Here is a 13,931-nt window from a genome sequence, read left to right on the forward strand (position 1 = left end):
AAGAGCGCTGACAAGTAAGACTTTCCTTGTCGGGAAACGAATTACCCGCTATTCGAAGCACACGTCGAATAGCGGGTTTTTTCGTTGTCCGGAGAATCCAATCGATATACCGTGAGCGATGCCGCGAGCATGCGTGAATCCGACGGATCGGACGGGTCGAGGCCGGTGAGCTCGGCAATTCTGCGCAGCCGATAGGTAAATGTATTCGGGTGTACGTGAATCAAACGTGACGCTGTTTTGCGGTCGCCGCCGTGGACGAGATGCGCTTCCAGCGCGTCGATCAGGTGCGGACTACTCAGGAGCGGAATCACCCGCTGCGCCAGGCGTTCTCGGGCCGGACCCGGCCGGGTGAGTTGGTATTCGAGCAGCAGATCGTCGAGCCGGTAGCAGCCACCGGGCTTGCCGCGTAGTCGCGCCAGCTCGGTCAGTTCGGTCGCGTCCTCGGCCGCGGCCGGAATCGCGTCGCGGCTGATGCCGGAGAATTCGGCCAGATACACCGGGACGCCGAACTGTGTGCGCAGTCGGTCGGCGAGTTGGTCGAACTTCGCCGCTTCCAGGATGTCGGTTTCGGAACTGTGACTCAGCAACGCGATGCCATGGGTGCCGTCGAAGGTGGCCGGGGTGGTGGTGCCGGTGAGTTCGTCCAACGCGCGTTGCAGCACACGGATCCGTCGCCTGGTCACCAGGTTGGCCGCGGTGCCGACGCGGGGCGGCTCGCTCAGGTGAACCGCCAGCACCGTGTACTGGTCGGCGAGGATCATGTCGGCGCGGGCCGCGAGTTCCTCGGCGGGTAGGCCGCGGACCAGCGCCGAACACAGCTCCCGGCGCGCCTCGCGTTCGGCGTGATAGATCGACTGCTCGACCTCGGTGTAGGTCTCCACGACCGTCATATTGATGTGGCGCAGCAGATCGAGCAGGCGGTTGCCGACCCGGGCCATCTCCGCGGTCTCGGTGGGCAGGGCCAGCGACAACGCCTCCGCGAACACCGACTGCGCCGACCCGTGGATCGCGCCGATCAGCATCGGCAACGGCAGCCGGTCCTCCGCGTGTCGCTCGGCGACCGGGGCGACGAACGCCGCGACCTCGGCGTAGGTGAACTCCCGGTCGGCGCCGATCGCCTCGAGCACGGCCCGCCCGCACGCGTAGATGGTCGGCAGCACCTCCGCGGTGAAGTGGCCGTCGGGAAGTTCGGCGGGCGCGTTGGCGCCGAGACCGGCGGCGAGCATGCGCTCGGAAATCTGTGGCCATCGCGTCAACAGACGTGCGGTCAGCGCGGGCAGTGCGGGAAGTTCGGAGATGGGGTGTTCAGCGAGCATGACTCGATTGTGTCCGACGACAGGCCGGTGCAGGACGATCCGATCGAGAACGAACAGAACTTGGCTCCCGCGCCAATCACGTCCAGAGTTTCTCGTTGCCCGGTGCAGTGACATCACTGTGTGCTGGGTCATAGATTCGCAGAGCGCGTCCGAGCTACCTGTTCGTCGACGCGGATCTACGGAAGTGAAACCATGACTGCAACGACGCATTCCCTTCGCCGCGCACTGTGCGGAATCGGCATCGCCGCGGTGTTGACCGCGGCAGCCTGCCCGGCCACCGCGGCTCCCGCGCTGGAGCCGACGATCGCCTCATTGGCCGAGTACGTGAACGCGGGCACGGTGCCCGCCGCCGACGGCCGCACCCCCACCGCCATCGCAGACACCGGCAGCGCCTCCGGCAGTAGTTCGGGTTCGGCGGGCAGCCGCGCCTCCGACGCCGTCGGCGAGGGCCCCGAGATGTCGGCGTACCTGCCCGCCTTCGCCTACGGCCTGCTCCACCCCGACGCGGCGCCGCCCGGCGCCAACCGCTGGGACTGCAAGCCCTCGGCTCAGCACCCGCGCCCGGTGGTACTGCTGCACGGCACCTGGCTCAACGCCTACGACACCTTCTCCTACCTCTCGCCGCAGCTGGCGAAGGCCGGATACTGCGTATTCACCCTGAACTTCGGCAAATCCGGGCTGCTCGAGGCCGGTGGACTCGGCGCCGTGCTGCCGGGCCGCTACGGGGTCGGCCCGATGGTCGACTCCTCGCGCCAGGTCGCCGCCTTCATCGAGCGGGTACGCGCGGCGACCGGCTCGGACCAGGTCGACATCGTCGGCCACTCCCAGGGTGGCACCATCGCCAATCACTATCTGAAGTTCGAGGGCGGTCAGGGCAAGGTCGGCAAGCTGGTCAGTTTCGGCGCCACTCACCACGGCACCTCGCTGCTCGGGATCGCCACGCTCGGTCGCATGATCAACAACGCGGGCATCGACATCCTGGGCTTCTACCGGCCGATCATCGGCGCGGCCAATGTCGAACAGGCCATCGGCTCACCGTTCTACACCGCCCTCAACGCCACCGGTGACACGGTGCCCGGCGTCGCCTACACCGCCGTCGGTTCCCGCTACGACGAGGTGATGAACCCCATCGACCTCGGGTTCCTGCGGGCCGGGCCGAACGCGACCGTCGACAACATCACCCTGCAGAACGGCTGCGAGCAGGACGTCTCCGACCATCTGACCATGATGTATTCGCCGCGCGCCACCTCGATCGCGCTGCGTGCTCTCGATCCGGAAGGCAGTCCCGCCTTGGCCTGTACGTTCAACCCCTGGTTCTTCGGTGGCGGCGGCAGCCTATGACCGTCGACGCTCCGGCAGCGACCCGGCACGACGCGCCTGTGCTGCCGCCCGACGACCCGTTCTATGACACCCCGCTCGGCATCGCCGCGCTCGCGCCGGGGACGGTGGTGCGATCGCGGCCGGTGGAGCTCGCGCTGTTCGGGGTGATCCGGCAGCGGATCACCGCGTGGCAATTGCTGTATCGCACCTGCGATCTCGACGGTGCGCCGGAAGTCTCGGTGACGACGGTGCTGCTGCCGTGGGGTGCTTCGGCGCGGCCCCGACCGCTGGTGTCGTTCCAATGCGCAATCGATGCCGTTGCCCCGCAATGCTTTCCGTCGTATGTGTTGCGGCGCGGCGCGTGGACGATCGGTTCGATCGCGCCGCTCGAGCTGCCGATCATCGCGATGGCGTTGGAGCGGGGCTGGGCGGTGTCGGTGCCCGATCACGAGGGCCTGGGTGGTCGTTTCGGTGCGGCGCGTGAGCCCGGATACCGTGCGCTGGACGGGATCAGGGCGGCCCTCGACTTCGCCCCGATGGCGTTGACGCCGACCACTTCTGTTGCCCTGTGGGGCTATTCGGGCGGCGGGCTGGCGACGGCGTGGGCCGCGGAACTGGCCGCCGAGTACGCGCCGGAGCTGAATATCGTGGGTGCGGCGGCGGGTTCACCGGTGGGCGACCCGGCCGCCGCCTTCGAGCGGCTCAACGGCGGGTGGTTCGCCGGGTTCCCCGCGGCGTTCATCGCGGGATTGCGGCAGGCCTATCCCGAACTCGGTGCGGTGCTGCACGATCATCTCGACGCGAGATACCGCGGTCTGCTCGGTGAAGCCGAGGAACGCAGCACCTTCGCGTTGTTGCTGCGGTTCGCGCGTCGCGATGTCACCGGGCATCTGCGTGGCGGCATGGCGGAGTTGCTCGCCGAACCCGCCCTGCGCCGCATTCTCGCCGACATCGAACCCGGCACTTGCGCGCCCGCGGCACCGTTGCTCATCGTCCAGGGGGTGAACGACGAGGTGATCGCGGTCGCCGATATCGACGCGCACGTGCGCCGTTATCAGCGGGCCGGGGCGACGGTGCGCTATCTGCGCGTGCGCCGCGGTTCGCACCTGTCACTCGAATTCCTCATCGTGCCTGTGATTCTCGACTGGCTCACCGACCGATTCGCCGGCGATCCCGCGCCGACCGGGACGTGCACCGTCGCCTCCGTCGCGCGTTCGCCGCGAGCCCTACGTACACATCTCGCGTTCGTGCGGACGGTGCTGCGCATGCTCGGCGGAATGCCGATCGGCGGGACGGAGACGGGGGCGTCACCTGAACGACCCCGCTTGGGTGGCGGCGACTCCGAACATTCGTACGTTGTCGATGATGCCTCGATCGCTGTCCGGTGATGAGTCCGTGCTCTCGCGGAGGTGGGTGATCGGTCGTGGTGCCACGGCAGCGGTGGTGCCGACAGTGAACTCATCGGTCGAGCTCACAGGTCCGCCACGTATCTGTCATCTTCGGGGTGCGCCTCGACCGCGGCGAGGTAGAGGTCGAGGCGGCGTCGCAGCTCGTGCACGGCCAATTCCTGTGCGGCCACCAGCTCGTCGATCGTCACACCGGCGGGCGACGTCACGGTCGGCCGGTAGGCGCACAGGTCGCCGCGGTTCGCCTCGATCAGCATGCGTTCCGCGGCCCGCTCCTGCTTGTCGATCGCCGTGGCGCGGCGGCGGTTGCGGGCGTCCTCGTCGAGTCGATGACGGGCGATGGCGGCGATCAGGGAGTGTCGTCGCCGATCCGCCCCATCGACCTCGCTGTCGCGTTGTCGCCGAGCCGTTTCGGCCTCGGCTGTCGCGGTGAGCTCCTCGGCGCGGGCGTAGGCGTCTCGCACGCTGTCGTGATGCTTCGCCTCACCCTCGGCGAGCAGCAATCGCGCCTGGGCTTCGAAAGACTCGGCCGTAGTCCGCAACCCCGTCCTGGCATGCGCGCTCACCTGGAACAAGATCGCCGCGGCGACAGTGAGCCGGCGCGATGCGTCGCTTCTCGAAGGTGTCATCCCCGCGTTCCTCACTACCGGTCGTCGAGAACATAGATGCGCCACGACCCGAGAGCGGTTCGCCGCGAACCGTTCGTACCCCGTACGGCATCAGTGTCGGTGAGGGGTTTCACCGACGTCGTCGCCTCACCGCGGCGGCGTCGGTGAAGTACTGCTGCCCCTGGGGGTGACGGCCGCGCCGCCGCGCGCCGAGTGGAGCCGCAGGGGGGTTCCACGCGGGTCGGTGGTGCGCCCTCCCGGGGCGCATCCGAACCCGATTGCCGGACGAACGTTTCCGGTAATCGGGGTTCGTATTCCGCGCCGCGACAGTGACGATCAGCTCAAGCCGGCGACGATCGCCGCCCGCACCGGATCACCGGCGGGCAGCCCCTTGGCCACCCTGCGCCACGCGTTGCGCCCGGCCGTGAGCGAGCAGCGCACCGCGTCGGTGACCGCCGATGTATGCGTGCTGCCGAGCGCGGCACCCGGCAACAGCGAGATCTCGAGATCCTCGGACATGGTGAGCGCCCTGGTGACGACCTGACCGGTGAGCGTGCCGTCGGTATCGGCGTAGAGGACAACGAGCAGTTCGGTGCGCTCGGCGCCGAGGCATACCGCCACTCGCACGATATCGCCCGCCGCGGCCCGAGCGCCGAACGAGTGCACCGAGATTCGCGTCTGCTCCGCGCCCGCGGGCGAGCGGGTGAACTCGATACCCAACTCCCGGTCGAGCTGTTTCTGCACCGCGCGGGTCGTCGTCTCGCCCTCGGACGACGCGGCGAGCGGTTGCACGGTCCAGCCCGGCACCGCCATCGCGTCGAGGTCGCCGACGGCGGCCGAACCGCCGCGTAACAGTCGCGCCGCGATCCGTGCCCCGGCGGCGGCCGACTCCGCGTCGACCTCCGGGCTGTCGGCCTCGGCGAAGGCGATCAGCACATCGATATCGACAGGCAGACTCAGGCGGTCCGCGTCATGATCGGGCGCCATCAGGATGTCTCCTCGTTGTCCCTGGCATCGAGTTGCGCGCGCACTGCCGCACGCAGCAACTTGGCGCCCGCCGCGCGTAACCGCTTGACCTTCTCCTGGCTGAACTGCAGGTCTCGGGCCACCTCGCCGGTGGTCTGCACATCGGCATAGCTGCCGTCCGTGGCGATCACGAAGGTCGCCCGGAGCACGGCCGCGGTCTCCGCGTGCGCGATCGAATCCAGCGCGTCACGCAGGATGGCGCGGTCGGCGAGCCGGTTCTCGGCATCGGCGCACCGATGATCCTCGAGTACCAGCACGGTCGACTCGTAGTCGACCCGGTGACCCGGGTGACGTTTCTCGGCTGTGCGACTGCGCCGGTCCTGCAGCACCTGCCACTGAAGCTTCTTGAGCACCAACGCTTTCCAGTGCCGGATCCGCTCGGTGGGCAGCGTCGCGGTGAGCTCGACCATCGTGTCCTGGGCGACATCTTCGAAGTCGCTGCGCATATCCGGGTCGAGCCGATCCAGGACGTAGCGCGCCTTGGTCGCCGCGTAGCTCGACATGGTGACCAGATCGGCGCCGAAGATGTGGTCGACGACCGCGGGACGCAGGCGTTCGGGGACCTCGCTCCACGCGGCGCCGAGCCACTGGTCCAAGGGCTCAGAACTCAACTGATACCCCCACTCGGCCGGCGACGGGCACACCACGGCTCGTTTTCTCGTCGCCGTCGATGCTACCTGCGCCGCAGGCCGGGCCGACGGGAGACAGCGGAGCGCGGTGTGGGATCGAACATGTCCCATCGCGGAGCCTCCTGTCGGGTCGATCGGCTCCTACACAGATGCGGTTGCCGCCCCGAGCGGTTCGCGTCACCGACGCCCAGACCCGCGTGATCAGGCGGGGCAGGCCGGGGAGGCGACCATGAACGAGAACGCGATCTGGCAGTACCAGGCCTTTTCGACCTTCCACTTCCCGTCCTCGGCGACGAAGTTGACGATGAGCGGGTACGGCGGACTGCCGTTGATCGACGCGGTGCCGTCGGCGAGCATGCCGGGTGGTGCGGTTCTGGTGCCCGCGATGGTGATCGCGATGGTGGCGCCGCCCTGTCGGGGGGCGTCGGCGACTCGGTTCGGCAGTTCGGGGTCGCTCTCGATGCCCTGGATGAGTTCGATCTTCTCGGCGTTGGACACCGCCGGGTCTAGCAGTCGCTGCATCAGCGCCCCGACGTCGTCGGCACTCGGTAGTGGTAGCGGCGCGGAGATCTCGCGCGCTACGACTTTCGCCGGCTCGGTGGTGGTGTCCTCGGCGGCCGAACAGCTCGCCGATACCGCGATCACGGCGAGTAGGGCCGCGACGGTCGTGGTGCGTCCGGCGCTGTGTCGTCTCGGCAACGTGGTCCCTCGGGTCGATCGATGGTGTGCTGGAATTCAATCGTATCGGGGCGTTCTCGGGAGGGTCGGGTGATGCCCGGCGGGGAGACGGGGGAGACATGGCGGTCGAATCGACGGATCAGTCGGGCGCGCTGTCGACCGATGACGCGGTGCTGATCGAGCTGACCGGTGCGCCGCAACGGTGGCTGGCCCTGTGTCGCGATGCCGTTGCCGCCGGGCCGGATGCCGCGCGCCGGCTACTGGAGCACCGGCGGGAGACCGGTGTGCTGGCCCGGCAGTCGCTGGCCCGGTGGAAGGATCTCGCGGCGGACGAGGATCTGCTCGAGGAAGAGTCAGAGGATCCCGACGCGCAAGACCGCCGGATCACCGCGGATCTGTCGGCGGCCCGCGCGATGGCGGTGCTGGCGCAGGCGCTGACCGGTTCGATCGACACCGACGACGCGTGTGAGGCCTTCCTCGATCACGCCGAGCGCGCCGGGTTGATCTCGGTCGGTACCCAGTTGCTGCCCGCGGGTATTCCGATCACCAGCGCGAATGCCCCGCTCGGCGAGATCGTGCGTCATCTGCTCGGGCAGGGCGGTCGGGCGGGGCGCGGATACGCCATCATGGCCGCGCTCGAGCTGGCCGGGCAGACCCTGGCGGTCGTGCGCAGCAGCCGGATCAGCGTGCTGTTCTCGAGCTTCGGCGGTGGCGGCGAGGTGGGCGTGCTGCGCCTCGACCAGGTTCGTGGCGGACCGAGCGGCCTGCATCCCGACCCGGCGCGGATGGGCTTCCTGCAGGCCGATCGCGAATTCACCGACAGCCTCGAAAGAGCCTGGCGAATCAGCAGATTGGCCGGCACCGACGCGTGTGTGCGGTGGTCGGTCTCGACGCACGGCAGCTCGCCGGCCAACGACATGAACGGCGCGTCGATGGGCGCGGCGTTCGCGGTCGCCCTCGACGACCTCGCCCCGCGGCACGCGCTGCTGCGTCGCCTGCGGCCCCGCCGGCTCGACCCCGAGTGCGCGGTCACCGCAGGGCTGTCGGGCGCGAACCTGACGGCCGTCGGCGGCTACGCGGGCAAACTGACTGCCGCGCAACGCTCGTCGCTTCGCGTGGTGGTCGCGTCGGAGGCCTACCGGGCAGCCGCCGACGAGGCGCCACAGAACTACGCCGACCGCATCTCGGCCGCCCGCACGGTGTCCGAAGCGATCGCGAGGACCCGCACCAGGGCGAACCTCGCGCTATGGATGGTTTCCGTCGCGGCCGGGCTGGCCGTGCTGCTGGCGGTGGGGTCGGTGACCGAACTGGTCCAGCTGCGCATCGAGAACGCGGCCGCGCGCGCGGAATCGAATTCGCGTCTGTTCGCCGGTGTCGCGCGCGGCGGAGGCAACCTCAATCCCGCACTGTCCCAACAGATCGCGCTGGCCGCCTATCGAATCGCTCCGACCGAGGAGGCGCGATCGGCACTGTTGGAGAACACCGCGACGAACGCGCCCATCCGAATCAGCCCGGGTGTCGTGCTCGGCCGTGGCGTGGTCTTCGATCCCGACGCGCCGCGTATCGCGACCACCCCGCAGGGCGACGTGATCGCGATCGGCGAAGGCGACGGTTCGGTGGAATTGGTGCGGGTGACCGAGTTCGGCGTCGACCGCTGGCCACGGTTCGCCACCGGCAGCGGCCACATCCGCGGCGTCGCGATCAGCGCGGATCACGAATGGCTGGTGGTCGCGGGCGATCTGCGATCGGCGTTGTGGAATATCGCCGACCCCGGCGCACCGCGCCTGGTGACCCAGTTCCCCCTCGCCGGTCGGTTGCCCTCGTCGGTCGCGCTGAGTCCCGACCTCGCGTTCGTCGCCATCGGCACCCACAGTGCGACGGTGTCCACCTGGCGACTCGGCGACGATCCCGCGCACCCGGTCGCCCTACCGACGCAGTCGGTCTCGGGCCAGCGTGCCGAGGTCGCCCTGAGCGATCGCACGCTGGTCGCGGCGGTGCCGTCGTTGTTCGGCGGCGTCTGGACGACCACGGTGCGCGGCTGGAACACCGAGACCCTCGACCACGATCAGACACCGGTGTTCGACCGTCGCCTCGAACGGCCCGGCGGCGCGGAGGCGAGGTCGGTCGAGTTCACCGGCGACGGCGCCGTGCTGGCCGTCGCTCTCAATCCGGGTGAGGTCGCGCGCTGGCGCATCGGCGCGAGCACCTTCGAGCCGATGCCCGCCGTGATGAGGGGCGCCAACGAATACCTCGACGTGTCGCTGACCGAAGACGGTCGGTCGGCCGTGATCGTCGGCGGGGACTCCCGGGCGCGCATCCGCGACCTGGACACCGGCGTGGAGCTGGTCACGCTCCCGATCGATATGGTCGCGCACGCCCGCTTCCTGCGCGGTGGAAGATCGCTGGTGACAACGAGTTTCGACCATGCCGTGCATGTTTTCGCACTGCCGGGTCCGGTCGTGCCGACCAGCCCGCTCACGCTGTTCCGGTTTCCGCTCGACCAGCCCGTCCTGCCACAGGAGTTGTTCCCGCACCTTCGAATGCTGGCCAGAACGCCCTTCGCCACCGATCGAACGTTGCTCGACGGCGACCCCGCCGGGCTGATCGACGTCGTCGCGATCGCCCCGGACGGGACACGGGCGGTGACCAGAACCGAATCCACGATCCAGGTCTGGGACATCGCCGACCCGGTGAATCCGCGCCGCGTCGGCGCGCCGCTCAGCGCGGCAGGCGTCGACATCCGCGCCATCACGTTCAGCCCTGACGGTGCCTTGGCCATCGGTCGCAGCATGACTCAGACCGTCGAGATCCTCGATGTCTCCGGCGAACCCCGATTGCTGTCGAGTATCCGATTCGGCCGCGGCTACCCGACCTCGCTCGCCTTCAGTCCGGACGGCAGCATGCTCGCCGTCGGCAGCCACCGCACCGGCAACGTCAGCGTCTTCGCGACCACACCCGCCGCGCCGCTGATCGCGGAACTATCCGATCTGCGAACCCCGGGCCAGACCATGTCGTTGGCCCTGAGCTCGCGCAATACCCTCGCTGTCGGCACTCTCACCGGCGCGTTCGTCTACGAGATCGGCAAGCCGGGTCGTTCGCCGCGCGCCCTCACCGTTCCGGTCGGCGCCAACGGCTCGGCGGGTTCGGTGGCCTTCGATCCGGGCGGAACCCGACTCGCCGTCGACGACATCCTCAGCGGAACCATTCTGCTCTGGGACTACAGCGACCCCGCGAACCCCACCGCTTACGCCACGATCACTCGCGGTCAACGCCACCGCCAACCCACGATGCTGGCATTCGCCGCGAACGGGGCCGTCCTCACCGAATCCGCCGTCGACGGCACCCTGCGTCGATGGCGCACCGACGCCGCCGTCGAGGCCGACCGGATCTGTGCCAGCGGCACCACCCCGATCACCCGCGAGGAATGGGCAGGCGCTCTTCCCGGCCACGCCTATGTGAACACCTGCCCTGCGCGCTGATCCATAGCAGCTCTACCGGCGGTTTTCGCATTTGTCTGTGACAGTATGTAGCGGTGCCCCTATTTCTTGGGGCAATAGAAATGTAGTCTTATCGGATGCCGCGATACAATTCTCATCGAGTTCTCAGAATTAATTAAGAAACAGTGGGTATCGCGCGAAAATGCCAGCTAGGGGCGGCGTTGTGGCCGAACTGTTACCAGTGTCACTAAATCGAGAAATCCGTAACCCGCGATGTTCAGGCGTCGATATGCCATTCGTAAGCCAGCTCCGGCTGGGCCTATGCGAGAAACAGAGGAATTACTATGATCCCCGTTATCATCGACACCGGTAGCGCTGCCCTGGGCGGCCTCTTCAATACCTTCGGCGCAGCACTGCAGGGGCTGGTCGACACCCTGTGGACCGGTTCCTTCGGCGGCTGATACAGCCCCATAGGTCGATGAAACGACCTGGTCCTCGCTAGCGCGTGACCGACGAGAAGGCCTCGCACCGGACGGTGTGGGGCCTTCCCTCGTCAGTGGGTGTGGGGGGCCCGTTCGGGCACATGCTTCGGGCCGTGCGAGTCGGCGCACGGGTGGGAGTCACGGTTGCCGATGTCGAGGAGTTCCGGGCTGGCGTGGTCGACCTGCAGGGTGACGTGCTCGATGTGGTGGTCGTGGTCGAGCATGTGCGCGATGTCCTCGCGGACCGCGTGGCAATCGCGACCGGGCTGCACGAGAACATGGGCCGACAGGGCGGGGGAGCCGGAGGTGATTTCCCAGATGTGCAGGTCGTGAACCTCGGTGACGCCCTCGCGCGCGGCCATGTCGCGGCCGATCTGCGCGGGGTCGAGGTTTTCGGGCGCGGCCTCGAGGAAGATCCGGCTCGACGCCTTGATCAGGCCGATCCCGGCCTTGATCATCAGCACCACCACGATCAGCGTGGCGACCACGTCGGCCTGGACCCAGCCGGTGAGGACGATGATCAGACCGGCCACGGCGGTGGCGATGAACGCGAACAGGTCGTTGAGGATGTGCTGGTAGGCGCCTTCGACATTGAGGCTGGTGCGATCGGCGCGGCTGATCATCCAGGTGGCGAGCACGTTCACGACGATGCCGACCAGCGCGGTGATCAGCACCAGCCAGCCGTGCACCTCCGGCGGCTCGAACAGTCGGCGGATCGCCTCGTAGCCGAGCCAGAGTGCCAGCAGCAGCAGCGTCAGCCCGTTGGCCTGGGCCGACAGGATCTCGGCCCGCTTCCAGCCGAACGTCATGCGCCCGCTCGCCGGTCGCGCCGCGAGCCGAATGGCCCACAGCGCCAGCGCGATCGAGGCGGCATCGGTGGTCATATGCGCCGCATCGGAGAGCAGTGCGAGCGAATCGGCGATGATGCCGACGATCACCTCGCCGATCAAGAAGGTGACGATCACCGCCAAGGCGCCCGCCAGCCAGCGTCGATCGCTGTCGGCCGATACCCCGTGGTCGTGCCCGTGCCCTGCGCCCATCGCGTTCCCCTCTTGTGCGGTTCGATCGGTCGCAATCATATGCACACATCGCTATGTATGCAATTCGTTCTTGGTTGGGAGTGATCGTCGCTGGTCACTGGATGTTGCCGCGTCCGATTCCAGCCTATGTCTGAGCGTACGGGCGCGGTAAGGCGCGCCGAATCACTCTCGAGAGTGAGGTGCGGTGGACTGTTTCCGGACAGACTGGCACGTCGTGGGACTACCTCGGGAACATCCATCACCGCTCGACGCGCTGATCGCCGCCATGGTGACGGCCGCGACGGTATTGCCCGCGCTCGCTGTCGGAGCCTCGTGGTGGATCGTCGAGCTGTCGGTCCTCGCGTCGGTGCCGGTGTTGTGGCGGCGTAGGGCTCCGGTGGGTGTGCTGTTCGTGGTCGGTCCGGCGATCACCGCGCTCGGCTGTGTGCACGCGTTGCCGATCCTGCCGTTCGGCACGGTCGTCTGTGTGTACACGATCGCGGCGTACTGTTCCGCGCGGCAACGACGTACGACCTTTGTGCTGGTCGTGGTGGGAATTCTGGTGTCACTACTGGTGCCACGCGAGACCGCCGACTCGTACGCCTATGCCGCGATGTCGTTCATGACGGCATGGGCACTCGGGTCGGGGGTCCGTGCGAAGCAGGCGCAGATCGACGCACTCGCCGAACGGACGCGACGCCTCGACGACGAACGCGAGGCCGCCGTGGTTCGCGAGCGGTTGCGGATCGCCCGGGATATGCACGACGGGCTCGCCCACACGGTCGGTGCGATGATCGTGCGCGCCGAGACCGGTCCGCTGCTCGATCGGGCCGATGCCGACGTGGCGTTCGCGGCGATCGCCGACGGTGGGCGTGCTGCCCTGCGGGAACTGCGCCACAGTATCGGTGCGCTGCGCGAGGACGATCCGCCGCATCAACCAGGGGTGGCCGCCATCGCCGATCTTGTCGCGCTCGCCGATCATCGGGGTCTGGCCGCCCGTTTCACCGAACACGGAGCCCGCGAGCCGATCTCACCGCAGGCTGACGCCGCCGCCTATCGAATCGTGCAGGAGGCGCTGACCAATACGGGCAAGCATGCGAAGGCGACGCGGGTCGACGTGGCGCTGAACTGGTCATCGGGTCGGCTCGGGGTACGAATCGCCGACGACGGCACCGCGGTGGAAGGCGGTCGGGTGGGTGACGGCGACCCGACGGGCTTCGGTTTGGTCGGGATGCGAGAACGGGTGCACGCGTGCGGTGGCGTGTTGCGGGTGGAGCCCACGCGTTCGGGGTTCGTGGTATCCGCCGATCTGCCGCTGGTACAGGGGAGTTGACGATGCGAGTGCTCGTCGTCGACGACCAGGAACTGTTCCGCACCGGGTTTCGGCTCATCCTGGAATCCGAACCCGACATCGAGGTGGTGGGGGAGGCTTGCGATGGTGTGGAAGCGGTGACGGCGGCCCGGCGGCTCACCCCCGATGTGGTGGTGATGGACGTGCGGATGCCGCGGCTGGACGGAGTGGGGGCCACCGCGCGGATCTGCGCGGAGACGGCGGCAAAGGTGCTGGTGCTCACCATGTTCGACATCGATGAGTACGTCTACGCCGCACTGCGGGCGGGTGCGAGCGGATTCCTGCTCAAGGACGCGCGCAGGGCCGAATTGATCGGCGGGGTCAGGGTTGTCGCCGCCGGTGACGCGCTGCTGGCCCCCTCGGTGACGCGGCGGCTGATCGCCGAGGTCGCCGCGCGCGCGTGTCCGCATCCGGAAGCATCCGCGCAGTTGGCCATGCTGACCCCGCGGGAACGCGACATCCTGCGAGAACTCGCCGCGGGTCGCTCGAATACCGAACTCGCGGCCCGGCTGGTCGTCACCGAACACACCGTGAAAACCCATGTCAGTTCCGTTCTTTCGAAGCTGGGTCTCCGCGATCGGGCCCAAGCGGTGGTCTTCGCCTATGAATCCGGGATGGTGGCTCGGGGGGACAACCAATTGCCGGGCGGTGTGAGGTGA

At 68.2% G+C, this 13,931-nt stretch carries 11 protein-coding genes; 5 read left to right on the top strand and 6 right to left on the bottom strand.

Annotated elements, in window-relative coordinates; all coding sequences use genetic code 11:
- Positions 1-41 precede the first annotated feature (41 nt).
- Complete coding sequence (locus NS1_RS11130; RefSeq protein ID WP_062983897.1) at positions 42-1,316, bottom strand: PucR family transcriptional regulator; 1,275 nt, start codon at positions 1,314-1,316, stop codon at positions 42-44.
- Positions 1,317-1,508: 192 nt separating this feature from the next.
- Between NS1_RS11130 and NS1_RS11135 the strand changes: the two genes are divergently transcribed.
- Both NS1_RS11135 and NS1_RS11140 read left to right on the top strand, forming a co-directional pair.
- The gene (locus NS1_RS11135) at positions 1,509-2,657 is read left to right on the top strand and encodes an esterase/lipase family protein (RefSeq protein WP_062983899.1); all 1,149 of its coding nucleotides are present in this window, start codon (positions 1,509-1,511) and stop codon (positions 2,655-2,657) included.
- Positions 2,654-4,024, top strand: coding sequence for a lipase family protein (locus tag NS1_RS11140; RefSeq protein WP_084503648.1), 1,371 nt, complete (start codon positions 2,654-2,656; stop codon positions 4,022-4,024). The genes NS1_RS11135 and NS1_RS11140 overlap by 4 nt, the downstream gene beginning before the upstream one ends.
- Before the next feature lie 83 nt (positions 4,025-4,107).
- On the opposite strand, the gene NS1_RS11145 is transcribed toward NS1_RS11140, so the two are convergent.
- The 4 genes from NS1_RS11145 to NS1_RS11160 all read right to left on the bottom strand — a co-directional run bounded on the left by NS1_RS11145 (position 4,108) and on the right by NS1_RS11160 (position 7,004).
- Complete coding sequence (locus tag NS1_RS11145) at positions 4,108-4,671, bottom strand: hypothetical protein (protein ID WP_157125175.1); 564 nt, start codon at positions 4,669-4,671, stop codon at positions 4,108-4,110.
- Positions 4,672-4,986: 315 nt separating this feature from the next.
- The gene (locus tag NS1_RS11150; RefSeq protein WP_062983903.1) at positions 4,987-5,637 is read right to left on the bottom strand and encodes a hypothetical protein; all 651 of its coding nucleotides are present in this window, start codon (positions 5,635-5,637) and stop codon (positions 4,987-4,989) included.
- Positions 5,637-6,287: a hypothetical protein gene (locus NS1_RS11155; protein WP_157125176.1), complete on the bottom strand. Its 651-nt coding sequence runs from the start codon at positions 6,285-6,287 to the stop codon at positions 5,637-5,639. The genes NS1_RS11150 and NS1_RS11155 overlap by 1 nt, the downstream gene beginning before the upstream one ends.
- 219 nt (positions 6,288-6,506) lie before the next feature.
- Positions 6,507-7,004 (bottom strand): MTB12 C-terminal domain-containing protein, encoded by a 498-nt coding sequence (locus NS1_RS11160; RefSeq protein WP_062983907.1) that lies wholly within the window; start codon positions 7,002-7,004, stop codon positions 6,507-6,509.
- 98 nt (positions 7,005-7,102) lie between these two features.
- Here NS1_RS11160 and NS1_RS11165 point away from each other — a divergent pair, with 98 nt between their 5' ends.
- Positions 7,103-10,462, top strand: coding sequence for a WD40 repeat domain-containing protein (locus NS1_RS11165; protein WP_062983909.1), 3,360 nt, complete (start codon positions 7,103-7,105; stop codon positions 10,460-10,462).
- Positions 10,463-10,973: 511 nt separating this feature from the next.
- On the opposite strand, the gene NS1_RS11170 is transcribed toward NS1_RS11165, so the two are convergent.
- A complete protein-coding gene (locus tag NS1_RS11170; RefSeq protein ID WP_062983911.1) occupies positions 10,974-11,942 on the bottom strand; it encodes a cation diffusion facilitator family transporter in 969 nt (322 codons plus the stop codon).
- Positions 11,943-12,156: 214 nt separating this feature from the next.
- Here NS1_RS11170 and NS1_RS11175 point away from each other — a divergent pair, with 214 nt between their 5' ends.
- Both NS1_RS11175 and NS1_RS11180 read left to right on the top strand, forming a co-directional pair.
- A complete protein-coding gene (locus NS1_RS11175; RefSeq protein ID WP_218019916.1) occupies positions 12,157-13,254 on the top strand; it encodes a sensor histidine kinase in 1,098 nt (365 codons plus the stop codon).
- On the top strand, positions 13,251-13,931 hold the full coding sequence (locus NS1_RS11180; RefSeq protein WP_062983915.1) for a response regulator: 681 nt from the start codon (positions 13,251-13,253) through the stop codon (positions 13,929-13,931). Before NS1_RS11175 ends, NS1_RS11180 begins: the two co-directional genes overlap by 4 nt.

It is taken from the genome of Nocardia salmonicida NBRC 13393 (genome assembly GCF_001613085.1).
Lineage (GTDB): Bacteria > Actinomycetota > Actinomycetes > Mycobacteriales > Mycobacteriaceae > Nocardia > Nocardia salmonicida.

Excerpts from the sequence above, each read along its gene's own strand:
- NS1_RS11130 (WP_062983897.1), bottom strand. The coding sequence starts at position 1,316 with ATGCTCGCTGAACACCCCATCTCCGAACTTCCCGCACTGCCCGCGCTG.
- NS1_RS11135 (WP_062983899.1), top strand. The coding sequence starts at position 1,509 with ATGACTGCAACGACGCATTCCCTTCGCCGCGCACTGTGCGGAATCGGC.
- NS1_RS11140 (WP_084503648.1), top strand. The coding sequence starts at position 2,654 with ATGACCGTCGACGCTCCGGCAGCGACCCGGCACGACGCGCCTGTGCTG.
- NS1_RS11145 (WP_157125175.1), bottom strand. The coding sequence starts at position 4,671 with ATGACACCTTCGAGAAGCGACGCATCGCGCCGGCTCACTGTCGCCGCG.
- NS1_RS11150 (WP_062983903.1), bottom strand. The coding sequence starts at position 5,637 with ATGGCGCCCGATCATGACGCGGACCGCCTGAGTCTGCCTGTCGATATC.
- NS1_RS11165 (WP_062983909.1), top strand. The coding sequence starts at position 7,103 with ATGGCGGTCGAATCGACGGATCAGTCGGGCGCGCTGTCGACCGATGAC.
- NS1_RS11170 (WP_062983911.1), bottom strand. The coding sequence starts at position 11,942 with ATGGGCGCAGGGCACGGGCACGACCACGGGGTATCGGCCGACAGCGAT.